Origin of the sequence: Caballeronia sp. DA-9 (genome assembly GCF_051615025.1) — a bacterium.
GTDB lineage: Bacteria > Pseudomonadota > Gammaproteobacteria > Burkholderiales > Burkholderiaceae > Caballeronia > Caballeronia sordidicola.
In genome coordinates this window covers 1,453,501-1,477,960 of sequence record NZ_CP195132.1, presented here as the reverse complement: position 1 = coordinate 1,477,960, position 24,460 = coordinate 1,453,501, and the positions used below count along the sequence as shown (strand labels likewise).

Here is a 24,460-nt window from a genome sequence, read left to right as displayed (position 1 = left end):
GACGGCGTGACATGAACTACGAAGTAATCGTGACGTGTGCAGTAACGGGCGCGGGCGACACCATCGGCAAACATCCGGCAATCCCGGTCACGCCCAAGCAAATCGCGGAAGCGGCGATCGAGGCGGCGAGAGCGGGCGCGACCGTGGCGCATTGCCATGTCCGCGATCCAGAAACTGGCCGCGGCAGCCGCGATCCGGCGTTGTATCGCGAGGTCGTGGACCGGATCCGGTCATCGGACACGGACGTGATCATCAATCTCACGGCGGGCATGGGCGGCGATCTGGAAATCGGCGGCGGAGAATCGCCGATGCTATTCGGCGCCGCGACCGATCTTGTCGGCGGTTTGACACGCCTTGCCCATGTGGAAGAACTGTTGCCGGAAATCTGCACGCTGGATTGCGGCACGCTCAATTTCGGCGATGGCGACACCATTTATGTATCGACGCCCGCACAACTCCGGGCAGGCGCAAAACGTATTCAGGCGCTTGGCGTGAAGCCGGAACTCGAGATCTTCGATACCGGCCATCTCTGGTTCGCCAGGCAAATGCAAAAGGAAGGCTTGCTCGACGATGCCCCGCTGTTTCAGCTTTGCATGGGCATTCCATGGGGCGCGCCGCCGGATGTCGGCACGTTCAAGTCAATGGTCGACAACATGCCCGCGGGCGCGCATTGGGCAGGATTCGGCATTGGCCGCATGCAGATGCCAATGGTCGCTCAAGCCATGCTGCTGGGCGGTCACGTTCGTGTTGGACTGGAAGACAACCTGTATCTGGACCGCGGCGTGCATGCGAGCAACGGGACGCTCGTGCAGCGTGCGGTTGAAATCATCGAGCGTCTGGGCGGCCGTGCGCTGACGCCGGCCGAAGGCCGCAAAAAGCTGAACTTGCCCGCGCGCGGCGAGCGATTGCTGGAGCGCCGGAAGATCGAACAATTTGCCTGAACGACCGATCAACGCAAAATTGAATAAAACGAAATTACTAAGGAATCCGTTATATGCAAGTCAGGAAGTTTTCTGCATTGGGCGTTGGCGTGATCGGAAGCGGATGGGTATCAAGAGCATTGGCGCACGGACTGGATGTGATCGCGTGGGACCCAGCGCCGGACGCCGAGGAACAATTGAGGAACAACGTCGCGAATGCGTGGCCCGCGCTTGAGCGCGTCGGGCTTGCAGAAGGGGCGTCGAAGGAAAGATTGCGGTTCGTCGAAACGGTCGAGGAATGCGTGGCTGACGCGGACTTCATTCAGGAAAGCGCGCCCGAGCGCGAAGACCTGAAGCTGAGTCTTCACGAGCGGGTATCGAAGGCGGCGAAGCCCGAAGCGATCATCTCGTCATCCACTTCGGGCTTGCTGCCAACGGACTTCTACGCCAGCGCGAAGGATCCGTCGCGCTGCATTGTGGGTCATCCATTCAATCCGGTTTATCTGCTGCCGTTGGTCGAGGTCCTGGGCGGCGAGCAGACCTCGGAAGACACGTTGAAAGCCGCGTCCACATTCTATGAATCCATCGGCATGAGGCCGTTGCGGGTTCGCAAAGAAGTGCCGGGGTTTATCGCGGACCGGTTGCTCGAGGCGCTTTGGCGCGAGGCGCTGCATCTGGTGAACGAGGGCGTGGCGACGACCGGTGAAATAGACGATGCCATTCGTTTTGGCGCAGGTATCCGCTGGTCGTTCATGGGCACGTTTCTGACCTACACGCTCGCGGGCGGCGAAGCCGGCATGCGTCATTTCATGCAGCAGTTCGGCCCGGCGTTAGAATTGCCCTGGACCAAGCTCGTCGCACCCAAGCTCACCGATGAACTCATCGACCGCGTAGTGGAAGGCACGGCGGATCAGCAAGGTCCGCATTCGATCAAGCAACTGGAACGTTATCGCGACGACTGTATTACGAGCGTGCTGACGGCAATAGCCGAAGCAAAATCGCGCCATGGCATCACGAACTGAATACGCCAATGCCAACGATCATCCATCGCGACACGGTAAAGCCCGAGTGGGTCGACTACAACGGGCACTTGCGTGACGCGTTCTACATGCTGATCTTCAGCTTCGCCACCGACGCATTCATGGACCGCATCGGGCTCGACGAGGCGGGGCGCGCGTCGCGCAAGCGCTCGCTGTTCACGCTCGAGGCGCACATCAATTATCTGCACGAGATCAAGGAGGGCGCGGCGGTTCGCGTGGAAGCATCGGTGCTTGCGTTCGATGCCAAGCGCGTTCACCTCTACATGGAGATGTACGAGGGCGACGGCGCGGAGCCCATTGCGGCGAGCGAGCAAATGCTTCTTCACGTCGACATGACTGGCGGCGCAAAATCGGCTGTCTTCGATACGGACATTGCCGGCCGCATTGAAGCAATGCATGCCGGCTCGATCACGGAGCCGCGTTACGCCGGGCGCGTGATCGGCTTGCCTTCGGGATCGCGCGCTTCCGCCACGGCACGTCCCGCCTGAGCGCGCCACGTTCGCAACAACAGTGCGTTCGTCACCACGCTTACGCTTGAGAACGCCATCGCCGCGCCGGCAAGCATGGGATTGAGCAGGCCGAACGCCGCGAGCGGAATGCCGATCAGGTTGTAGACGAACGCCCAGAACAGGTTCTGCTGGATCTTGCGATACGTGCGCCGCGCAATGTCGATGGCGTCGGCCACGAGTACCGGGTCGCTGCGCATCAGCGTAATGCCAGCCGCTTCCATGGCGACGTCCGTGCCGGTTGCCATTGCAATGCCGATATCGGCGGCGGCGAGCGCGGGCGCGTCGTTGATGCCGTCGCCGGCCATCGCGACCGTGCCCGTTGCACGCGCTTTCAGTTCCGTGATCACGCGCGCCTTGTCGGCGGGAAGCATGTGCGCGTGGACGGCGTCCGGCGTCATGCCAAGCGAGTGTGCAACGTTTGCCGCGCTGCCCGCGTTGTCGCCGGTGAGCAGGACGCTCTGGATGCCCATTGCGTTCAACCGGGCGATAGCCTGACGCGCGCCAGGTTTCAGCGAATCGCCGAACGCAAGCAGTGCGAGGACGCGGGCCGTGGCATCCGGCGAAGCGCCCAGGTCCACTAGCCACGACACCGTGTTGCCGAGCTTTTCGAGTTCCGCCGCCCGCGTGGCGAGCGCATCCGGCGCGGCAAGCTGCAATTCCTCCAGCCAGCGCGCGCTCGCAATAGCCAGCCGGCGCTCATTCAGGCGTTCACCCACGTGCGCCTCCACGCCGCGTCCCGCGACCGCTTTCGCATTGCTTGCGCCGACTGGTTGAATCGACTCTGCGTCGGCGGCAGCCACCACCGCGCGCGCCAGCGGGTGATCGCTCAAGCGCTGTACGGCCGCGGCCAATCCCAGGGCTTCCTTCCTGTCCACGCCGTCGGCCGCGTCGAATTCGGTCATCGAAGGCTTGCCGACGGTCAGCGTGCCGGTTTTATCGAAGGCGACAATCCTGATCCGATGCGCCATTTCCAGCGCCTGCGGATCCTTGATCAGCACGCCGTGACGCGCCGCAACGCCGGTTCCGGCCATGATCGCAGCGGGCGTCGCCAGGCCGAGCGCGCACGGACAGGCAATCACAAGCACCGCGACCGCGTTCAGCACGGCCGTTTCAGCGCCCGCGCCCATAGCCAGCCAGCCGATCAGCGTCACGAGCGCAATCACCAGAATGACCGGCACGAAGATCGCCGATACCCGGTCGACCAGCCGCTGTATGGGCGCTTTCTCTGCTTGCGCCGATTCCACCAGCCGGATGATCCGTGCAAGCGTGGTTTCCGCGCCGGTCGCGGTCGTTTCGACGGCAATCGCGCCTTCGCCGTTGATCGATCCCGCCGTGACGTGGGCGCCGGTTTCCTTCGCGACCGGCAAGCTTTCGCCCGTAATCAGCGACTCGTCCACATGCGTGCGGCCTTCGCGGATCACGCCGTCCACCGGCATCCGTTCGCCGGGCCGGACGATCGCCATGTCGCCATGACGCACTTCGGCCAGCGCGACCTCGCGTTCCTGACCGGTCACGGCATCGCGAATACGCGCGCGCTCCGGGCGCAGCGCGTCGAGGGCGCGGATGGCATCGGTCGTTTGCCGTTTCGCGCGCGCCTCCAGCCATTTGCCGAAGCGCACGAGCGTGATCACGACCGCCGCGGCCTCGAAATAGAGATGCGCCGTTTCGCCGGGATGCGCGAACAGTTCGTACACGCTCAAACCCCACGCCGCCGACGTGCCCAGCGCGACGAGCAAATCCATGTTGCCTTCGCCGGAACGGACCGCCTTGAAACCGCCGACATAAAACCGCGCGCCGAGCACGAACTGGACGATGCTCGCGAGCGCCAGCGATATCCACACGCCAAGATGCAGGTCGATCCCGAGCATCGGCAGGACGAGCGGCAGCGTCAGCAGCGCCGACACGACCACCGCGGCAAGTTCGCCGCTATGGGCGGGCGCGGCGGCCGGCGCGGATTCCGGCTCAATAAACGTGGCTTCATAGCCCGCCTTCGTGACAGCGGCAAGAAGCTGGTCGCGAGAAACGGAAGGTTCGGCGCAAACCGTGGCTTTTTCTGTGGCGAGATTCACGGATACCTGTTCCACGCCCGGCACCTTGGCGAGCGCCTTTTCGACGCGCCGCACGCACGACGCGCACGTCATTCCGCCAATGGCGAATTCCGCGGTATTCAATGCGGTATCCGATACAGCGCCAACGTTTTGACCTGGACTAGCAGACATAAAGACTTCCCGTTCCAATGCTGGCCGCAAATTTCAGCCGATGAAACCAGTATCGACATTCCAATGATTGGAAGGTCAAGGTGTATTTTCAAGAGAGTTTGCCCGTCATTGCCGCAGCACGTGCATAAAAACCTGCACTATATGGGGCGATCACGCGCTGCGGACTTATCGGCGGTTCTAAAGTGAGGCGGTTGAAAACCATGTTTCGAATTTGCCAAAAAGCCGCAGTTTTTTATAAACATCAGACTTATTTTCGAGCATTGTCACGCGCTTCTTGCCTAAGCTCATTGGATAAGATAAAACGCGTTTTCAAGATAGCTTGAGCCTTGGCGTGCGGACCCGCAGGACGTGATTCCAGGACCAGCCGGCGTGCGCGCCGAACGAAGTAAAAAAGCCTAAATAGACCTAATTCGAATGAAAAATAACCGACGCTGGGCAGTTCCGTTGTTTCCGTTGCATGGGGCACGTTGGATGGTCGCCGGTTTGTGCAGCCTGGCGATCCTGGGCGGGTGCGCAACACAGGCGCCCGTGGCGGCGAGCGGGGATGGCTGGCGCAAGGACCAGATCGCCGACGCTTACGTATTTGGTTATCCGCTGGTGGCGTCCGATCTGGCGCGTGAAAAAGCCACGGGCGGAGATGCATCGAAGCCCGGACAAGCGCCGGTGAACACCTTGCGGCACGTCACCGCGTTGCCGCCGGTCGGTGCAGCGGGGCGGCCCAGCGTGGATACGCTGGAATCGACTGCCTGGCTGGATGTATCGAGTGGACCGGTGCTGGTTTCCTTGCCTGCGTTGCCGTCCATGCAATCCGTGGGTTCTGGCCAATTGCGCGGCCGCTATTTCGATGCACGCGCCTTCGATGCCTGGACCAACGTGATCTATTCGAGCGTCGACGCCACGTCCGACACGTCCGTGCCGCCCGCGGCCAGACCGCATGGCAAGGCCGCACGCGCTGCACGTGCCGCGGCCGAACGCACGAGCGAACTCGTTTTCGTCCCGAAAGGCTATACCGGCGCGCTGCCTGAAGGCGTCACGCGCGTGGAAACGCCGACGCGTTACGTGTGGTTATCGATTCGGGTGCGGGTGAACGGTCAGCGCGACGTGCGCGAGGCTCGCAAGCTGCAGACCGCCATGCGCATAGACGCGCCTCCCGCCGATAAAACCAGCCCCGCCACCGCCGGCAGCGCGTGGCCAAACGTGACGGCCAACACGCCGAGCGTGGTTCCGAGCGGCGACAAGGCCGATTCGCTGGATGCCACCGCTTTCTTCAGCCGTTTAGCCAAGGCAATGGAAGACAATCCCCCTGCTCCCGACGATCCGCATGCCGTGAGCCTGCTGGCGCAACTGGGCGTGAAAGCGGGCGAGCCGGTGCAGTTCCGCGCATCGGATTCGGCGTTGCTCGCGGCCGGTCTCGCCGATGGCCGCGGGCGCGTGGACACGGTGCCCTCCAATGCGCTGAGTCGCAACGGCTGGGTGTGGTTCGGCGACGCCGTCGGCCATTACGACACCGATTACACCTTGCGGGCGTTCCTCACCAAACGTCAGCCGGGCACGGGCACGAAAGACGGCGAAGTGAAGCCCGTCGCGGTTTCGGACAGCGACGACCACACGCTCAACGGCGCGAATACCTACGTGCTGCATTTCGCGCCGAACCAGTTGCCGCCGGTGCGCGGTTTCTGGACCTTGACCGCATACACGGCGGACGGCGCGCTTATCGACGACAAAGCCTTGCGCCTTTCGCTAAACGACCGCGACCGCCTGAAGAAGAATCGCGATGGCTCGACCGATGTGATCGTTTCGGCGAGTTCGCCCGGCAAGGCGCGTGCGTCGAACTGGTTGCCCGCGCCCGATGGCGACTTCCAGTTGATGCTGCGTCTCTATGCACCGAAACCCGAGGCGACTTCGGGAGCGTGGGCGCCCCCGGCGATCGTTCGACAGTAAGGAATTGCGGTTTGCTCGCGTGGGAGAAATCTCACCGCGCGGCAAATCGTAGCTACCCTCGCGGATTCAATTTGACGCTTTCGCGTCGTATACTCGGGTCTTCCGTTTCCCCAGGTCACGCGCGGTGTTCCAGCGCATGACCGCGCTGTGAGGCCCGCATGGCAAGCCTGAACAAGACTTCCCTGACATCCGCCGGCCGTGGCCTGATCGATCGAGCAAACGCGGTAGCCCAGTCGCGCCGCACCCGCCGAATCACGATCGGCCTCGTGATTGCTGTCATCGTGATCGGGTTGCTGGGTTTTTTCGCGGCTCCGCCGCTCATTCGTCACATTGCCGAGCAGCAGATTTCCACCCAGCTAGGCCGTCCGGCCAGCATTGGCCGTATCGCGCTCAATCCCTATACGCTCAGCCTCGAAGCCGACCGCGTGCACATTTGCGAGGCGAAGGGCAATCTCGCGGCTAATGCTCAATCCGGCGATTTCATCGATATTGAACGGCTGGTTGTGCTGCCTTCGTGGTCGTCGCTGTTCCGGCTCGCGCCGGTGATCAACGAACTCAAGATCGATTCGCCGCGCTTTCATATCGTCCGATTCGATGCGCAGCGTTTCAATTTCTCGGATCTCATCGAGAAGTTTTCGAAACCGTCCGCTACGCCTTCCGACAAACCCGCGCGTTTTTCGGTATCGAATATCCGGATCGCGAACGGGCGCATCGATTTCGATGACCGGATGCTCAAAACGCAGCACGTGATCGATCAGTGGTCGGTCGGGATTCCGTTCATTGCAAACCTTCCGTCCACAACCGAGTTGTTCGTGACGCCGTCGCTGCAGGCGCGCATCGACGGCTCGCCGTTGTCCATCAAAGGTCGCACGAAGCCGTTCGCCGAGTCCCGCGAATCGGAGATCGCGCTGCAGCTCGACGGCCTTGACGTGCCGAAAATGCTCTCGTACGCGCCGGCTTCGCTGCCGGTCGCGGTGAAAGGCGGCCGGCTTTCGACCGATCTCGACGTGAGCTTTTCACTCAATGGCAATGCGCCCGTTGTGCGCATCAAGGGCACGGCCGACCTCGCGGATATTGCCGTGACAGACAAGGAGAATGCGCCGCTGTTCGCCGCGCAGTCTTTGCATGTGAACGCGTTGAATCTGGAGCCGCTGCGCAATGTTTATCAATTGTCGGAGATAAAATTAGCCCGACCGGATGTAAAGCTTTCCCGCGATAAAGCCGGCGCCTTCAACTTCCAGAAACTGAGCGGCCAACCTGCTGCCAATCCCCCGGCCGCCGAAACCAAGGCCGCAGCAGAAACGCGACCACTCGATATATCGATCAAGCATGTTGCGATCGACCAGGGCCAGATCGCTTTCGACGACAGCCTGATGGCGCAACCTGCTCAACTCGGCCTCAAGGCGCTGGATATAACGCTCGATGATTTCTCGACGCTCGGCAAACCTCCAGCGCGCTATACGCTGAAAACCGCGCTGGATCACGGCGGAACGCTCGCGGCATCGGGCGGATTCACACTGGCCGGCAAGAACGCCGACGCCAAATTCGCGCTCAACGACTTGCCGCTTCCGCCGCTGCAACCCTACATGGCGAATGCGGTGGCCGCGCGGGTGTCGGACGGCGCGCTCAGCGCCAGTTTGCCGCTCCAGGTGGACTGGTCGAAGCCCGAGCTTGCGCTCCAGGTTGGCGCTGGCGACGTCTCGCTCAAGTCGCTGAAACTCGTTCCAACTGTCAATACAGCGCCGGTTGCCTTGGCTTCCGCGCAAGCAAAGATCACGAAAATCGACGTCGCCGCGCGCACCGCCGCTCTGGAAAGCGTGACGCTGAACGGTCTTTCCATCAATACAAAACGCCTGAAAGACGGCAGCATCGATCTTGCGGCGCTCGCCGGTCCCCATGAAACCGCGCCCGAAGCGAGCGCGACGCGCAAGGTCGAAAAGGCCAACGCGGCCGGCCCGGCGTGGCGTTACCAGATCGCCCAGGTGTCGCTCAATGACAGTACCGCCGATTTCACGGACGAAACCACGCCGCGCCCGGTGAAGCTTCATATCGCGCCGCTTCAGGTCAGCGTGAAGCAAGTCACCGACGACCTCACGAAGCCGCTCGCCGTGGACGGCAAGCTGACCATGAACGGCAAGGGCGCACTTGCGACGGCGGGCACGTTGACAATCAAGCCGCTGAGCCTCGCGCTGCATCTGGATGCAAGCCAACTGGATGCATCGGCGTTCGAGCCGTATTTTGGCGGCGCGTTGAACGCCTCGCTGTCGAGCGCGCTGCTGAGCGCGAACGGCGACGCGTCGTTCTCCGGCGCAGGACGCACGCTCAAGGCTGGCTACAAGGGTGACGTATCGTTGTCGAACGTGCGCTTGATCGACCGGGTGAGTTCCCAGCCGCTTGCCGGATGGAAGCTGCTCGGCCTGACGAAGCTGAACGCGCGCTACGACGAGAAGGGCGCCGACGTGGAAGCCGCGCGCGTCACATTCGCCAACTTTTACGGCCGCGTGCTGCTCGACGCGCAAGGCAAGCTGAATCTGCGCGATGTGGTGGCGAAGGACAAGACGCCTGCCGAGCCCGCGCAAGCGGCCTCGGCGCCGGTTGTGCCCAATACAGCGTCGGCGTCTCCCATGCCCAATTTGCGGTTCGGCCAGCTCGTGCTGCAAAACGGCCGCGTGACCTACACCGACAACTTCATTAAGCCGAATTTCACCGCGAATCTGGTCGCGATCACGGGCACCATCGGCGCATTCGGCACACATTCGAACGTGTCCGCGCCGGTCGACGTCGCCGCGAAACTCAACGCCAACGGGCCGGTATCGATCAAGGGCGAAGTCAATCCGCTGATCGCGAAACCGTCGCTGGATCTGACCGCGAGCGCGCACGACGTGGAATTGCCCAACATCTCACCGTATTCCACGAAATACGCCGGATATCCGATCACCAAAGGCAAGCTCAACGTGGATCTGCACTACCAGCTTGCCGACGACAAACTCTCGGCGAACAACCATCTTTTCATCGATCAGCTCACGTTCGGCGATCACGTGGACAACACCACCGCAACCAAATTGCCGGTGCGCCTGGCGGTGTCGCTGCTCAAGAATTCGCGCGGCGAAATTGATGTGAACATCCCGATTTCCGGCTCGCTGTCGAATCCGGAATTCTCGGTCGGCGCGCTGGTGTGGACGGCTATCGTCAACCTGCTCGAGCGCGCGGTGACCGCGCCGTTCTCGCTGCTCGCGAATGCGTTCGGCGGCGGCAAGGGCGCCGAGGAACTCGGTTACGTTGAATTCGATCCGGGTTCGTCCACGCTCAGCGATGCCGCAAAGCAGAAGCTCGACACGATCGCAAAGGCGCTGGCGGACAAACCGTCCGTCAAGATGGATCTGTCGGCGCGGGTCGATCCGGCCGTCGATGAACCCGGCCTGCGCGCGGCGTACGTCGACCGCCAGGTTCGCCTCGCGAAAATGAAGGATTCCAGCGACGACAACCCGAACATCAGCCCGTCGACCGTTTCTCTTTCCACCGACGAATACACGAAGTTCCTGACAAAAGCGTACAAGGAGGCCGACTTCAAGAAGCCGCGCAACATGATCGGCCTGACGAAGACTTTGCCCGATGCCGACATGAAAGCGGCACTGGCGGCAAACGCGCCGATTGACGATGGCGCGCTTGGCGCGCTGGCGCAAAAACGGGCGTCGGTGGTGAAGGCATACTTCGATGGGAAAATCGACAGCAAGCGGATTTTCATCGTGTCGCCGCATATGAACGCCGACGGCATCAAGGATAAAGGCGCGCCCACACGCGTGGATTTCGGCCTGCAATAACGGTGTTTATGAAGCGCCTGGAGAAGCGCGATTATTTAGGCGTGCGCTGAAAATCCGGCGCTGTCATATGGCATAGGGCGAAGCGCGTCGTTCATGGCATTTTCGTCAATCCGCGCTACACTCATCTCATTAATGCAGCGGCGCCGGACGACGCGCGAGCCATCATGGAAATTGTTCCTGTTTTCGTCCCGCGCTCCGTTTCAGGGCCGTGAATAATGCCGTTTATCGCTCCCATCTCGCGCGCGAGAAGTGATTAAAAAGCGCGCACCGGGCGGCGTCCGGCGAGTTGGCAATTCCCACCGAATTCAGCGCTGCACAACCCGCGGGAGAATCCCATGCTGTTGCATGAACTGGCTGACCGGTATGGTCCGGCCATCGTCTTTTTCAACGTGATGGGCGCGGCGCTCGGCCTGCCCGTGCCCGCCATGCCCACGCTGATCGTGGTCGGCGCGTCCGTTGCCATGATGGGCGCGAACGGCCAGGCATTGCTCCCGCACCTCGCGTTGATGCTCGGCATTGCCGTGCTTGGCGGCGTGCTGGGTGATCTCGTCTGGTTCCTGGGCGGGCGGCGTTATGGCGACCGGACGCTCAAGACCATCTGCAAGTTGTCGCTCTCGCGCGATACGTGCGTGAAGAAGACCGAACGTTTCTTCGGCCAATGGGGCGTGCGCGTGTTGCTGGTCGCGAAGTTCATTCCGGGTTTGTCGCTGGTTTCCGTGCCGCTTGCCGGCGCAATGGGCGTGCGCACGCGCTCGTTCGTCGCGCATGACGGCGTGGGCGTGGCGCTCTGGGCGGCGGTTGGCCTGCTGGTCGGCGTGGCGTTCGCAGCGCAACTCGACATGGTTTTCGCGATGATCGCGCAACTTGGGCGGCAGGCGTTGATCGTGGTCGCGATCGCGCTGGCCGGGTACGTGGCGTATCGCTACTGGCGCCGGAAGATGCTGATGAAGACGCTGGAAACCGCGCGCATCACAGTCGATGAACTCTATGCGCTGATGGAAAATGAACCGCTGCCGGCCATCTTCGATATCCGCTCGTCGGAAAAACGCGTGCTCGATCCGTTTGTGATTCCCGGTTCCGTTTTCGCCGATGAACGCGAGTTGCAGAAGATTGTCGAGAGTTATCAGCCTGATCAGAAGATCGTTATTTATTGCTCGTGTCCGAATGAAGTATCGGCGGCGTGGATGGCGAAGTCGCTGCGCAACGCCGGATTCAAGGATGTCGTGCCACTGACCGGCGGGCTTGACGCGTGGCGTCTCGCCGGCCTCGAACTCAAGCCGCTCACGGACTTCGGCGGCGCGCGCGAGGATCTGGGCGAAATGGCCGCCATGTGTCCGTGGCCCGCCAAAGCGCCGGCCGCCGGCAAGGGCGCGCTGCATGACGCCGTCTATCTTCACGGAGACCGGCACGCATGAGTACAGTCCACGAAGGCACGCACGAAGGATCGGATCAGGGCCGTTCGGAATGGCGGGAGAGCGCAACGCCCACGCAGGAAAACCTCAACACGATCACCAGTGACACGGGCAGCGCCCCGCAACCTGAAGCGGCCGTCGATGCGCCGTTTTCCCCGCTTCAAAGCCGCCGGCACCAGATGTACCCGCATCTCACCGCCGATGAAATCGATCGCATGCGCGGCTTCGGCGTGATCAGGCACTTCCGCGCTGGCGAACTGATGTTCGAAGTCGGCGCGCCCGGTCCAGGCATGTTCGTGCTGCTCGATGGCCGCGTGAGGATCACGCGGCGCGACGGCCTCGGCCATGTGCATCTGGTGGTCGAGTCCGAGCCGGGGCAATTCCTGGCGGAGGTCGCGCAGTTATCGGGGAAACCCGCTTTGGTCGATGGCCACGCAATCGACGACGTGAAAGCCATCCTGATCGCGCCCGACCGGCTGCGCGCGCTGCTCGTGGCCGAAGCGGACCTGGGTGAGCGGATCATGCGCTCGCTGATCCTGCGCCGCGTGGGGTTGATCGAAAAAGGCAGCGGGCCGATCCTCGTGGGTCAGTCGGACGACGGGCGGCTGGTATCGCTGCAAGGTTTTTTGGGGCGCAACGGTTATCCGCATACCGTGATCGACGCCTGCACCGACCCCGAAGCCATTGCGCTGCTGGAACGGATATCGACGTCGAAGGCGGATTTCCCGCTGGTCATCTGTCCCGATGGCACCGTCATGCGCGCGCCCGACGAAAACCAGCTCGCGTCGCAACTGGGCTGGCTGCCGGAATTCGATCCGGCGCATATCTACGACGTTGCGGTCGTCGGCGCGGGACCGGCCGGACTGGCAACGGCCGTGTATGCGGCTTCCGAGGGGTTGTCTGTGGCGGTGTTCGATTGCCGCGCGCCGGGCGGGCAGGCGGGCGCGAGTTCGCGTATCGAAAATTATCTGGGTTTTCCGACCGGTATTTCCGGTCAGGCGCTGGCCGGACGCGCGTTCGTGCAGGCGCAGAAGTTCGGCGCGCACATCGCCATTCCGACCGAGATCAAGGCGCTGCATTGCGATTGCACGCCTATCCAGATCGAATTGATGAACGGCACGCGTGTCACGGCGCATACGGTCGTGATCGCGACGGGCGCGGCGTATCGGCGGCCGAACATCGAAGGGCTTGAAAAGTTCGAAGGGCGCGGCACCTATTATTGGGCGTCGCCGGTCGAGGCCAAGCTTTGCAAGGGCTCGGAAGTCGTGCTGGTCGGCGGCGGAAATTCGGCGGGCCAAGCGGTCGTTTATCTTGCATCGCATGCGGCGCGCGTGCACGTGCTGATCCGCGGGCCGGGGCTCGAATCGAGCATGTCGAGGTATCTGATCGACCGGATCGCCGCGTTGCCGAACGTCACCGTGCATACGCGCACGCAAATCGAATCGCTCGAAGGCGATGGCCGCTCGCTCGCCGCTGTGCATTGCAAGACGCCTGATGGTCCGCTCAAGCTGGAGGCGCGGCATCTGTTCCTGTTCACCGGCGCCGATCCCAACACCGCCTGGCTGACCGGATGCAACGTGCGCACGGACAGCAAGGGTTTCGTGCTCACGGGCCCGGAAGCGAATGAGGGCTATACGGATGGCGCGACCGCGCTCGAGACGAGCGTGCCGGGCGTATTCGCCATTGGCGATGTGCGATCGGCATCGACCAAGCGCGTGGCTGCCGCCGTGGGCGAAGGCGCGGCGGTTGTTTCGCAGATACACGGCTTGCTGGCCTCGCGGCAGGAACTGGCGTTGAACGCTGGCGCGGTGCAATAGCAGTCAGCGCGGCCTTGGCCCGAACTGCAGCGTGAACTCGATCCACCCGTCGTCCGAGCAACTCGCCGACGCCGAGCCGCCGTGCAGCCGCATGATCGCCTGCACGATTGCGAGTCCAAGGCCGCTTGATTCGGTGAACTCGCTTCGTGCTGCATCGGCGCGATAAAACCGGTCGAAGAGCCGCGCGAGTTCTTCCGGCGAAACGCGCTTTCCCTGATTGCCTATCACGATCCGCGCACCGTGCGCGTCTTCGCTGCCGGTCAGCCGGATTGTCGTGCCCGGCTCCGCGTATCGAACCGCGTTCACCACCACGTTGCTGATCGCGCGCCGCGACATGATCTCGTTCACGAACATCTCGCCTTCGGCCTGGACGTCGAAGCTGAGATTGCGTTCGTCGGCGAGACCTTCGAAGTAGGTCGCAATGGTTTCGAGCTGCTCGCGCGTATTCAACGTCGTGCGCTCCATTTCCTGGCGTTCGTGATCCGCTTGCGCGAGAAACAGGATGTTCTGCGCGATGCGTCCCAACCGCTCCAGTTCCTCCAGATTCGATTCCAGCACGCTCTTGTATTCGCTCTCGCTGCGCGTGTGGGCGAGCGTGACCTGCGTTTGCCCGATCAATACGCCGATAGGCGTGCGCACTTCATGCGCGAGATCGGCCGAGAATTGCAGCAGCCGTTCGTAGCCGGTGGACAGGCGATCGAGCATCGCGTTAAACGATATAGCCAGGCTCTGCAATTCGGCCGGCGTGTTCTCGACGTCGAGCCGTGCTGAAAGCGTGTTGGGCGTGATTTCGGCGGCTTTGTCGGCCATCTTGCGCAAGGGCGTAAGACCCCGGCTCGATACCCACCACGCCAGCAACGCCGTGACCAGAACCGCGATCGCCACATTGATCCACACGCGCACGAGATACGTCGACAAAACCCGCGCCTCCTGGGTCATCACGTGCGCCGCGATGATCTCGACCACTTCGCCGCTATCGCCCACTTGCGCCTGCGCCGCGACCCAGCGCATGCGCACGCCGTCCGAGCGCGTGCCTTCATAGAGCGCATCCAGGTTCACCGCGCGTTGCACGGGCACCGGAACCAGCGGCGGCAACGGCATGTTCTCGGGGTTCACATTGATGAATGGCGGCACGCCCGGACGTCGAAAGATGATGACGTCCTGCCGGTCGCCGAGCATGGTTTCGAAGAGCTTGGGCCGCGCCTCGATTTCCTGGATCGTATAGAGGTCGTGCAGCAACGAACGAAAATGTTCCACACGCGCGATCAACTGATAGTCCGCGCGCGTGGACAAGGTGAGGCTGGTTGCGTGATAAAGCGATCCGCCGACCATGCTGACCACCACGCACACAATCAACGCAAACAGGATCGTGATGCGGACAACAATCGAGCGCGAGCGCCAGCGTACCGGTTTCAATGCGTGTCTCCGGTCGCGCCGAACGAATAACCGATGCTGCGCACCGTGTGGATGAGCTTGATATCGAAGGGTTGATCGAGCTTCGCGCGCAGGCGCTTGATGGCGACGTCGACCACGTTGGTATCGCTGTCGAAATTCATGTCCCACACTTCCGACGCAATCAGCGTGCGCGACAATGCTTCGCCTTGCCGTTTGCAGAAAAGATGCAGCAGCGCGAATTCCTTGTTCGTCAGCGCGATGTCCGTGCCCTGACGCGTCACCCTGCGGCGCAATACATCCACGTGAAGATCCGCGACCTGGAACACATCCGATTCGCGTATCACGCCGCGGCGCAGCAATGTGCGAATGCGCAGTACGAGTTCGGTGAAAGAAAACGGCTTCACGAGATAATCGTCCGCGCCGAGTTCCAGTCCGTGGATGCGGTCGCTGACGTGATCGCGCGCCGTCAGGAAGATGACCGGCAAATCACGCTTGGCCCGCAACGCCTGCATGATCTGCCAGCCGTCGAGGCCGGGCAGCATCACGTCGAGCACGATCAGCTCGTAAGGGTGCGCCAACGCCTGATGCAGGCCATCAGCGCCGTTACGAACCAGGTCGACCTGATACCCGGACTCTGTCAGCCCCTTCTTCAGGTAGTCGCCGGTCTTGCGGTCGTCTTCTATAACGAGAATGGTCATGCCGCGGTGCGTTGCGTTTGGGGTTGCATTTTGGGTGACAAAGAACCTTATTCTAACTACCCGCCTTGCGCCCGCCGGAAAGATGACAAAAAAGTCATTAACGTGTCATGCGTTCATCAGCGTGCGGTCGTTAAGATGCAATCAAGCAGCGTTCATAGCGTTGCACAACTATTTCGATGAGGCGAATTTGGCTCAACCTTCGACTCACTCCATGACACCGGTCGCGCCCCCGCGCGCCGTGCAACCCGGCTGGGTTCGCATCACACACTGGATCAACGCGCTTGCGGTCGTGGTCATGGTCACGAGCGGCTGGCAGGTCTATAACGCTTCTCCTATTTTTCCCGCGCTTGTTTTCCCGGCAAGCATCACGTTGGGCGGGTGGCTCGGCGGCGCGCTGCTCTGGCATTTCGCGGCCATGTGGGTGCTGGTTGCCAACTTCCTGATCTATGTCGCCATGAACATTGTGTCGGGACGATTTCGCCGCAAGCTGTTTCCGCTCAGCGTGAAAAGTCTGATTGGCGATCTGCGCGCGGCGATCACCGGCAAGCTCAAGCACGACGATCTGTCGCACTACAACGCTGTGCAGAAGGCGGCTTATCTTGCGGTCATCCTGGACATTGTGGTCGTGATCCTGTCGGGACTTGCGATCTGGAAGTCGGTGCAGTTTCCATTGTTGCGTGACTTGATGGGCGGTTACGACAATGCGCGCGTTGTCCATTTCTTCGCGATGAGTTTCCTTGTTGCGTTCTTCGTGCTACACGTGGTGATGGTCGCGCTCGTTCCACGCTCGTTGTTGCTGATGATCCGGGGCCGCTGAACCATGTTGAACCGAAAGAGCGAACTGATAGCCAAACATCTCGATGTCGACAACATCCTCAAGGACGCACGCAACGAGTTGAAGGCGCCCGCGCGGCGTCTGTTCGGCAAGCGCATCTTGTCGCTGGGTGGCTTGATGCTGCTGTCGGGCTGCAATATCTCCGACGATAAATCCGTCAACACCGTGCTGCGCACCATGTCGCGTTTCAACGACGACGCGCAGGCGTTCCTCTTCGACCCGAACAAGCTCGCGCCGACCTATCCCGAGTCGATGATCACGCGGCCGTTCCCGTTCAACGCGTTCTACGACATAGACGATGTCCCCATGGTCGATGCCGCGACCTACAAGCTGCCCATTGGCGGTCTGGTGAAAGGCAAGAACGTTTGGACTCTTGAGGAGTTGCGCGCGCTGCCGCAGGAAAGCCAGGTTACGCGGCACATATGCATTGAAGGCTGGAGCGCGATTGGCAAGTGGGGCGGCGTGCGTTTCGCCGATTTCCTCAAGCGTTCGGGTGCGGACACCACTGCCAAATACGTGGCGTTCCATTGCGCGGATAACTATTCCACCAGCATCGACATGCCGACTGCGCTGCACGCGCAGACGCTCCTGACGCTGACGTACGACGGTCAGGTCCTGCCGCCGAAATACGGCTTTCCGATGAAGCTGCGCATGCCCACGAAGCTGGGTTACAAGAATCCGAAGCACATTGTCGCGATCACCGTGACGAACGAATATCCCGGTGGTTACTGGGAGAACCAGGGCTATAACTGGTTCGGCGGGGCTTAAGCTTTTTCATCAATCACTATTGGAGTCTCCATGTCATCTGCGTCAATCCGCATGAAACTGGGTGTATCGATTGCAGCGCTCGCATTTGCAGGTGTTGCGCTGGCTCAGGCACCGGCTGCGAAGCCCGCGCGCATTCGTGGCGATATCGTTTCGATTTCCGGCGATACGCTGACCGTGCATCGTCGCAGCGGCGATACCGTGACCATCGACATGAAGCAGGACACGCCCGTGACGGCCGTGAAGAACATCAAGCTCGGGGATATCAAGGCGGGGTCGTTTATCGGCACGGCAGCTACCACGGGCACCGATGGAAAGATGACGGCGACCGAAGTGCTGGTATTCCCGGAAGCGGCGCGCGGAACCGGCGAGGGGCATTACGCGTGGGACCTTTCGCCGAATAGCACGATGACCAACGCCAATGTGGATCAGGTCGTGACCGGGACCAGCGGCCGGGATTTGAAGCTTTCTTATAAGGGCGGCTCGAATACCGTGACGGTGCCGGAAGGCGTGCCTGTGGTTACGTTTGCGCCGGCTACGCGCGCGGATCTGATTGCCGGGAAGAAGGTGTTTATTGTGGCTAGTCCGGTCAAGGGCACGGAATATGCCGCTTCGCGCGTCGTGGTCGAGAAGGATGGCGTTGCGCCGCCGATGTGAGATTTTTGGCGTAGGCGTGTGAAACACAAAGCCGACCGGGGGTCGGCTTTTTTATTTTTTAAGACCCGTTGGAAAATGGTTGATGATGGTCTTCCGTCAATGGTCGCCCTTTCCCTCCACCGTAGTCACCAAATCCCCAAAATCCGTCACCAGCAAATTCAGCACAAACGGCAGCACGGTATTTTTCTCCATCGACGCATTCGCTTGATCCGCCACCTGCCTTAGCCTCTCAAACGCTGCTCTTGCCGCTGCAACATTTTCATCCTGCCGCCGTCTATCGGCGTCGAGCGTAGCTGCCAAGGCCTTCGCCAACGCATCAATCGCATCGGCCGTCTCTCCCAACGCTTCCCGCGTGATTACCGTCAATCGTCCCGCCAATCCCGTATCCCCCGCAAACGCCTGCCCTAAAAACAGCGCATCGCGATGCAACCGCGTCAGCATTGGCACCACCTTGTCGATCACGTTCTCGCGCGACCTCTTGACCGGCACGAGTATATGCTCCCGCCCAGCTTCGGTAATCGCATCGTCAAGCGCCTGCTCAGCCGCCGCGGATCTTCGATGCAACCCTTCCGCCGTCCGCGCATCGCCGGGTTTGCGCAAATAAAGCGCGATCAGTTCGCCCAGCGCCCGCACGATTTCTCCCGCGCGATCGTGCGCGGCGTTGATCGCCCGGTTCGGCATCAGGAACGCGACAACCAGCGCCGCGCCCGCGCCAATCAAAATCTCCAGCACGCGATCGATAGGCCTCTCAAACGGCGATCCGGTTCCCGTCGCCGGAATCAGTACCACGATCACGAGCGTGACGCACGCAAGCCGCAAAGTCGGACGCCATGCCGCAAGCGCCGCGAGCGGCACGAGTCCAATAGCAAACACCGCGAGTGGCGCTGCTCCACGAACGACAGCGAGCAAACCAAGCACGCCGAGCGTCGCGCCGATCACCGCTCCGATAATCTGATCGCGTCCCGTGATCAGCGCCTGGTTGAGACTCGGCTGGGTGACCACAATCAGCGTGGTAATGACCGCCCAGTAAAGCTCGGGCAGCGTCGCGAGCCGGGCCGCGCCGTAACTCAGCAAACAGCCGATCAGCGTTCGCGCGAAGCGCCGTACCTCGGCGCCGCCGGGTTGGAAAGTGAAACGTCGAAGAGCGTGAAAGGCGGCTAGTGGCATTGGGGAGAAACCGGATTGGGTGCTTGAATTATGGCTGAGCGCGCGCACTTTCCCGTGTAGGCATTCAAACGCCGATCAATCCGGCCGCCTGCAGCATCGGGCTGGCCGCGTTACCATTAGAAGTTCAGTATTCGCGCGGTTTTTCAAAGTTAGCGCGCATTTTCACCGGTTTCATCGATCACACTCAATCCAGGAGCCACGCATGAGCCAAACCACCCAATATCCGAGCACGCAGTTGTATATCGATGGCGCCTGGCGCGCCGGCGCACGCGACACGGCCGTCGTCAATCCGGCCACGGAAGGGGAAATCGGCCGCCTCGCGCTGGCCGGCGAACAGCAACTCGCGGAAGCCGCCGAAGCCGCTGGCCGCGGCTTCAAGGCGTGGCGCAAGGTCTCGGCGTTCGAGCGCAGCAAGCTGATGCGTCGCGCCGCGCAAAATCTGCGCGATCGCGCGGAAGAAGTCGCCACCATCATGACGATGGAGCAGGGCAAGCCGCTGGTCGAAGCGCGCATCGAGGTGCTGGGTGCGGCGGATACCATCGACTGGTTCGCCGAGGAAGCGCGCCGCACTTACGGCCGTGTGATTCCGGCGCGCGCCGAGAACGTCCGCCAGATCGTGACGCGCGAACCGGTTGGCCCGGTTGCCGCGTTCACGCCGTGGAATTTCCCGATCAATCAGGCGGTGCGCAAGGTCTCGGCCGCGCTCGCCGCAGGGTGTTCAGTCGTGCTGAAGGGACCGGAAGAAACGCCGGCGAGCTGCGCGGCGCTGGTTCAGGCGTATATCGACGCGGGCTTGCCCGCCGGCGTGCTGAATCTCGTGTTCGGCGTTCCCGCCGATGTCTCGAAGTACCTGATCGCGCATCCGCTGATCCGCAAGATCTCGTTCACGGGTTCAACCCCGGTAGGCAAGCTGCTGGCCGCGATGGCCGGCGAGCACATGAAGCGCGCCACCATGGAACTTGGCGGCCACGCGCCGGCACTCGTATTCGCCGATGCCGACATCCCGCGCGCCGCCAAGCTGGTGGCCGGCGCCAAGTTCCGCAATGCCGGCCAGGTCTGCATTTCGCCGACGCGGTTTATCGTCGAGGAATCGGCTTATGAGGAGTTCACCGAGCATTTCGTCGCTGCGACTAAGAAGGTAAAGGTCGGCAACGGGCTGGAAGAGGGCGTGCAGATGGGCGCGCTGGCCAATGGCCGCCGTCTTCAAGCCATGGAGCGTCTGGTCGCCGATGCCGTGGAGCACGGCGCCAAGGTGCTGACGGGCGGTGAGCGCATTGGACGCGAAGGGTTCTTCTTTGCACCGACAGTTCTCGCCAATGTGCCGCTTTCGGCGCGCATCATGACGGAAGAGCCGTTCGGCCCGATCGCGCCGATCTCGACATTCAAGTCCTACGACGAAGCCATTGCGGAAGCCAATCGTCTGCCGTTCGGGCTCGCGGCTTACGCTTATACGCGTTCGAGCGCGACATCGGCGGCGGTGGGCGAGGATATCGAAAGCGGCATGGTGTCGATCAATCACCACGGGCTCGGAATTCCGGAAACGCCGTTTGGCGGCGTGAAGGAATCGGGCTACGGTTCGGAAGGCGGCAGCGAAGCAATGGAAGCTTATCTGGTCACGAAGTTCGTGAGCGAGGCGCGGTAAGGCGAAACTGAATGGCGCGGCGCGGCCGCGCCATTTCATCGATTACTCGAACGGGTTCAGCAGCTTGACGCCCGTTCTCTCGAAGTCTCTGACATTCCGCGTGACGACCGTGAGGTCATGCATCAAAGCTGTTGCGGCAATCAGCTTGTCTATTTCGTTCTCGGGGTTCGGCACGCGCAAGCGGCCCCATAGTTGCGCTATGTCGTCGTCGATGGAGATCACGTCCATCGCATAATCTTTCAGCAGGATTCCAATCCAGGCTTCGAGCAGTGCAGCCTGTGGAGCGTCGCCACGGTGCCTCACCATCTCGGTCCCGCGCCGGAGTTCGCCCATCGTAATGGCTGACAGGTGCAAAGGGCTCTTGTCTTTATCAGTCCGTTTAAAGAATTTGCGCACGCCTTTATTTGCGTTTGCGCCTTTTCGGGCTTCGCTTATGACGTTGGTATCAATCAAATACACGTGGCGCTCCGCCCGTATCTTGAATCCGCTCGAAATCCGAGTCTTCTCCAACATTCGGCATGCTCGCCAGTACTTGCGCCAGACTGCGTTTCTTCGGCCGGCTCAACGCCTGCGCAAGAATTTCCCGATGCTCGGCTTCGGCGCTGCGACCGTGCGCGGCGGCGCGTTCGCGCAGGCTTTGCACCAGCGCTTCATCAATCCCGCGAACCAATAGATTTGCCATCGTAGCTCTCCCAATGTGTTATCAACGATAGCATGAAAGGAGAAAAATGCAAGCATTGCTATCACAGCAACGCCGTAGCAGGATCGAAAAAAAACCCGGCCAAGGCCGGGTTCAATGTTCCCGCGCCCTGATCTCAAGGGCGCGGTCACCTGCAAAACTAAAACCTCAAGCAGCCAGCAACGACCGCAGCACGAACGGCAGAATCCCGCCGTGCTTGTAGTAATCGACTTCAATCGGCGTATCGATACGCAGCAGCACCGTCACGCGCTCTTCGCTGCCATCCTTGCGATGGATCACGAGCGTCACTTCCTGCTGCGGCTTGATATCCGACGAGAGGCCTTCCAGGTCGAACGTTTCTTCGCCGGTGATGTTCAACGACTGCACGCTGTCCGAGCCCTTGAACTGCAGCGGCAACACGCCCATGCCAACCAGGTTCGAACGATGAATCCGCTCGAAGCTGCGCGCCACGACCAGCTTCACGCCGAGCAATTGCGTGCCCTTCGCGGCCCAGTCGCGCGATGAACCCGTGCCGTACTCCTCACCCGCGAACACGATGGTCGGCGTGCCTGCATCGATATACTTCATCGCTGCATCGTAGATCGACATTTCTTCGCCGCTCGGCTGGAATATCGTCACGCCGCCTTCCACGCGCGAACCGTCGGCCTTCAGCGGAATCATCAGGTTCTTGATCCGCACGTTGGCGAAGGTGCCGCGCATCATGACGTCGTGATTGCCGCGACGCGAGCCGTAGCTGTTGAAGTCGGCCTTCTGCACGCCGTTCGCCTTCAGCCACACGCCCGCAGGCGAGCTTTCCTTGATCGATCCAGCCGGGCTGATGTGGTCGGTCGTGACCGAGTCGCCGAAAATGCCCAGCGGACGCGCGCCCTTGACGGCCGGAATGCTGTCGGCGGGGGACATCGAAAAGTCCTTGCCGAAGAACGGCGGCTCGGCAATGTACGTCGACTTCGGCCAGTCATAAACCTGACCCGCTTCGCCTTCGATCTTGCTCCACAGGTCGCCGGTCTTCGTGAGCTCCGCGTAGTTCTTGCGGAATGCATCGGCGTCGAGTGCGTACTTGAGCAGCGCGTTGACTTCTTCGCTCGTCGGCCAGATGTCGCCGAGGAAAATGTCCTTGCCGTTCTTGCCCTTGCCGACCGGTTCCGTCATCAGGTCGACCGTCATGTTCCCGGCAATGGCGTAAGCCACGACCAGCGGCGGCGAAGCCAAAAAGTTCGCGCGGATGTTCGGGTGAATGCGCGCTTCGAAGTTGCGGTTGCCGGACAGCACGGCTGCAGCCACGATATCGTTCTTCGTGATCGCGTCGTTCAGTTCCGGCGTGAGGTCGCCCGCATTGCCGATACACGTCGTGCAGCCGTAGGCGGCCAGCGTGAAACCAAGCTGGTCGAGATACGTCAGCAAGTTCGTCTTCGTCAGGTATTCCGTGACAATGCGCGATCCCGGCGCAAGCGACGTCTTGATGTGCGGCGCCACGGTCAAACCCGCTTCAACAGCCTTCTTCGCCAGCAACCCGGCAGCCAGCAACACGCTCGGGTTCGACGTGTTCGTGCACGACGTGATGGCGGCGATCAGGATGTCGCCGTTCTTCACGTTGACGTTGTTCGTCGTGGTGTATTGCGTGTTCAGGTCGGCGGCCTTCTTGCCAAAACCATTGTCGGTGACGGCCTTCGAGAACAGCTCGGTGAAGTTCGACTTCACGTTCGTGATTTCGATACGGTCTTGCGGACGCTTCGGACCCGCCAGCGACGGAGCCACGGTGCCCAGGTCGAGTGTCAGCGTCTTCGTGTAGTCGATCTCGCCGGCCTTCGGCACGCCGAAGAGATTCTGCGCCTTGAAATATGCTTCGAACGCGGAGATTTCAGCGTCGGTACGGCCCGTTCCCTTGAAGTAATCGATGGTCTTTTCATCGACGGGGAAAAAGCCCATGGTCGCGCCATATTCCGGCGCCATGTTGCCAATGGTCGCGCGATCCGGCAGCGACAACGAAGCCGTGCCTTCGCCGAAGAACTCGACGAACTTGCCGACCACTTTCTCCTTACGCAGCATTTCGGTGACGGTCAGCACCAGGTCGGTTGCCGTCACGCCTTCGCGAATCTTGCCCTTCAACTCGACGCCCACCACGTCCGGCGTCAGGAAATACACCGGCTGGCCGAGCATGCCGGCTTCCGCTTCAATACCGCCCACGCCCCAGCCCACCACGCCGATGCCATTGATCATGGTCGTGTGGCTGTCCGTGCCGACGAGCGTATCCGGGTAATACACGGTGTCGCCTTCCAGCGACTTCTTGTGCACGCCGCGCGCCAGATATTCCAGGTTCACCTGGTGAACGATGCCGACGCCCGGGGGCACGACCTTGAACGTATCGAAAGCCTGCATGCCCCACTTCATGAACTGGTAGCGCTCGTTATTGCGCTGGAATTCCAGTTTCATGTTCAGGTCGAGCGCGTCCTTCTGGCGGAAGTAATCGATCTGCACCGAATGATCGACCACCAGATCGACCGGCACGAGCGGCTCGATAGCCTTCGGGTCCTTGCCGGCGCGTTTCGCCACGCCGCGCATTGCGGCAATATCCGCAAGCAGCGGCACGCCCGTGAAGTCCTGCAGCACGACGCGTGAGACCACGAACGGGATTTCGTCGGTACGATCCGCGACCGGCTTCCAGCTCGCCAGTTGCTTGATGTGTTCTTCGCCGATTTTCTTCCCGTCGTAATTGCGCAGAACCGATTCCAGCACAATGCGGATCGATACCGGCAGGCGTTCCACCTTGATGTTCAGTGCGCGGCCAAGCGCGGGCAGCGAGTAGAACTTGCCTTTGCCGGAACCCGTGTCGAATTCCTTGAGCGTTTTATGGAGATTGTGGGCCATGTTTTTTTTCCTGGGTTTAAACGAGGAAACACCTTCAATACTGTCAATCTAAAGAAC

At 61.4% G+C, this 24,460-nt stretch carries 18 protein-coding genes; 11 read left to right on the top strand and 7 right to left on the bottom strand.

What is annotated here, in order from left to right; all coding sequences use genetic code 11:
* The first annotated feature begins 11 nt into the window (after window positions 1-11).
* From ACRWA7_RS13005 to ACRWA7_RS12995, 3 genes are read left to right on the top strand one after another with little or no spacing between them, the layout of a single operon-like run.
* Window positions 12-941, top strand: a complete 930-nt coding sequence (locus ACRWA7_RS13005) for a 3-keto-5-aminohexanoate cleavage protein (protein ID WP_438391366.1) — start codon at window positions 12-14, stop codon at window positions 939-941.
* A 53-nt stretch (window positions 942-994) separates the two neighbouring features.
* Window positions 995-1,942: an L-carnitine dehydrogenase gene (locus ACRWA7_RS13000; protein ID WP_438391365.1), complete on the top strand. Its 948-nt coding sequence runs from the start codon at window positions 995-997 to the stop codon at window positions 1,940-1,942.
* 8 nt (window positions 1,943-1,950) lie between these two features.
* Window positions 1,951-2,448, top strand: a complete 498-nt coding sequence (locus ACRWA7_RS12995; RefSeq protein WP_438391364.1) for a thioesterase family protein — start codon at window positions 1,951-1,953, stop codon at window positions 2,446-2,448.
* On the opposite strand, the gene ACRWA7_RS12990 is transcribed toward ACRWA7_RS12995, so the two are convergent.
* Entirely contained in the window at window positions 2,382-4,688 is a 2,307-nt protein-coding gene (locus tag ACRWA7_RS12990; protein ID WP_438391363.1) for a heavy metal translocating P-type ATPase, read from the bottom strand. The two genes, ACRWA7_RS12995 and ACRWA7_RS12990, sit on opposite strands and share 67 nt — an antisense overlap.
* A gap of 414 nt (window positions 4,689-5,102) precedes the next feature.
* Here ACRWA7_RS12990 and ACRWA7_RS12985 point away from each other — a divergent pair, with 414 nt between their 5' ends.
* The 4 genes from ACRWA7_RS12985 (at window position 5,103) to ACRWA7_RS12970 (ending at window position 13,679) form a co-directional block, all read left to right on the top strand.
* Window positions 5,103-6,629 carry a DUF1254 domain-containing protein gene (locus ACRWA7_RS12985; RefSeq protein ID WP_438391362.1) on the top strand — a complete coding sequence of 509 codons (1,527 nt, stop codon included), beginning with the start codon at window positions 5,103-5,105 and terminating at the stop codon, window positions 6,627-6,629.
* Between the two features lie 158 nt (window positions 6,630-6,787).
* A complete protein-coding gene (locus ACRWA7_RS12980) occupies window positions 6,788-10,450 on the top strand; it encodes a DUF748 domain-containing protein (protein ID WP_438391361.1) in 3,663 nt (1,220 codons plus the stop codon).
* Between the two features lie 338 nt (window positions 10,451-10,788).
* Complete coding sequence (locus ACRWA7_RS12975) at window positions 10,789-11,865, top strand: DedA family protein/thiosulfate sulfurtransferase GlpE (protein ID WP_082850406.1); 1,077 nt, start codon at window positions 10,789-10,791, stop codon at window positions 11,863-11,865.
* Window positions 11,862-13,679, top strand: coding sequence for an FAD-dependent oxidoreductase (locus tag ACRWA7_RS12970; protein WP_438391360.1), 1,818 nt, complete (start codon window positions 11,862-11,864; stop codon window positions 13,677-13,679). The genes ACRWA7_RS12975 and ACRWA7_RS12970 overlap by 4 nt, the downstream gene beginning before the upstream one ends.
* A 3-nt stretch (window positions 13,680-13,682) precedes the next feature.
* Here the strand turns inward: ACRWA7_RS12970 and ACRWA7_RS12965 are convergent, their stop codons facing one another.
* Both ACRWA7_RS12965 and ACRWA7_RS12960 read right to left on the bottom strand, forming a co-directional pair.
* A complete protein-coding gene (locus ACRWA7_RS12965) occupies window positions 13,683-15,095 on the bottom strand; it encodes a heavy metal sensor histidine kinase (protein WP_438391359.1) in 1,413 nt (470 codons plus the stop codon).
* A complete protein-coding gene (locus ACRWA7_RS12960; protein ID WP_438391358.1) occupies window positions 15,092-15,772 on the bottom strand; it encodes a heavy metal response regulator transcription factor in 681 nt (226 codons plus the stop codon). The genes ACRWA7_RS12965 and ACRWA7_RS12960 overlap by 4 nt, the downstream gene beginning before the upstream one ends.
* A gap of 211 nt (window positions 15,773-15,983) precedes the next feature.
* Between ACRWA7_RS12960 and ACRWA7_RS12955 the strand changes: the two genes are divergently transcribed.
* The 3 genes from ACRWA7_RS12955 to ACRWA7_RS12945 are packed head-to-tail and all read left to right on the top strand — an operon-like array spanning window position 15,984 to window position 18,029.
* Complete coding sequence (locus ACRWA7_RS12955; protein ID WP_060817810.1) at window positions 15,984-16,589, top strand: cytochrome b/b6 domain-containing protein; 606 nt, start codon at window positions 15,984-15,986, stop codon at window positions 16,587-16,589.
* A 3-nt stretch (window positions 16,590-16,592) separates the two neighbouring features.
* The gene (locus tag ACRWA7_RS12950) at window positions 16,593-17,375 is read left to right on the top strand and encodes a molybdopterin-dependent oxidoreductase (RefSeq protein ID WP_060817809.1); all 783 of its coding nucleotides are present in this window, start codon (window positions 16,593-16,595) and stop codon (window positions 17,373-17,375) included.
* A 30-nt stretch (window positions 17,376-17,405) separates the two neighbouring features.
* Window positions 17,406-18,029, top strand: coding sequence for a hypothetical protein (locus tag ACRWA7_RS12945; protein WP_060817808.1), 624 nt, complete (start codon window positions 17,406-17,408; stop codon window positions 18,027-18,029).
* 96 nt (window positions 18,030-18,125) lie between these two features.
* Here ACRWA7_RS12945 and ACRWA7_RS12940 read toward each other — a convergent pair whose 3' ends face one another.
* Complete coding sequence (locus ACRWA7_RS12940) at window positions 18,126-19,196, bottom strand: FUSC family protein (RefSeq protein WP_438391357.1); 1,071 nt, start codon at window positions 19,194-19,196, stop codon at window positions 18,126-18,128.
* Between the two features lie 202 nt (window positions 19,197-19,398).
* On the opposite strand from ACRWA7_RS12940, the gene ACRWA7_RS12935 reads away from it, so the two are divergent.
* Entirely contained in the window at window positions 19,399-20,838 is a 1,440-nt protein-coding gene (locus ACRWA7_RS12935) for an NAD-dependent succinate-semialdehyde dehydrogenase (RefSeq protein ID WP_438391356.1), read from the top strand.
* Between the two features lie 42 nt (window positions 20,839-20,880).
* On the opposite strand, the gene ACRWA7_RS12930 is transcribed toward ACRWA7_RS12935, so the two are convergent.
* The 3 genes from ACRWA7_RS12930 to acnA form a co-directional block, all read right to left on the bottom strand.
* Window positions 20,881-21,297: a type II toxin-antitoxin system VapC family toxin gene (locus ACRWA7_RS12930; protein WP_438391355.1), complete on the bottom strand. Its 417-nt coding sequence runs from the start codon at window positions 21,295-21,297 to the stop codon at window positions 20,881-20,883.
* Window positions 21,284-21,520: a FitA-like ribbon-helix-helix domain-containing protein gene (locus ACRWA7_RS12925; RefSeq protein ID WP_060817806.1), complete on the bottom strand. Its 237-nt coding sequence runs from the start codon at window positions 21,518-21,520 to the stop codon at window positions 21,284-21,286. The genes ACRWA7_RS12930 and ACRWA7_RS12925 overlap by 14 nt, the downstream gene beginning before the upstream one ends.
* Window positions 21,521-21,685: 165 nt before the next feature.
* Entirely contained in the window at window positions 21,686-24,403 is a 2,718-nt protein-coding gene (acnA, locus tag ACRWA7_RS12920) for an aconitate hydratase AcnA (RefSeq protein ID WP_060817805.1), read from the bottom strand.
* Between the last annotated feature and the right edge of the window lie 57 nt (window positions 24,404-24,460).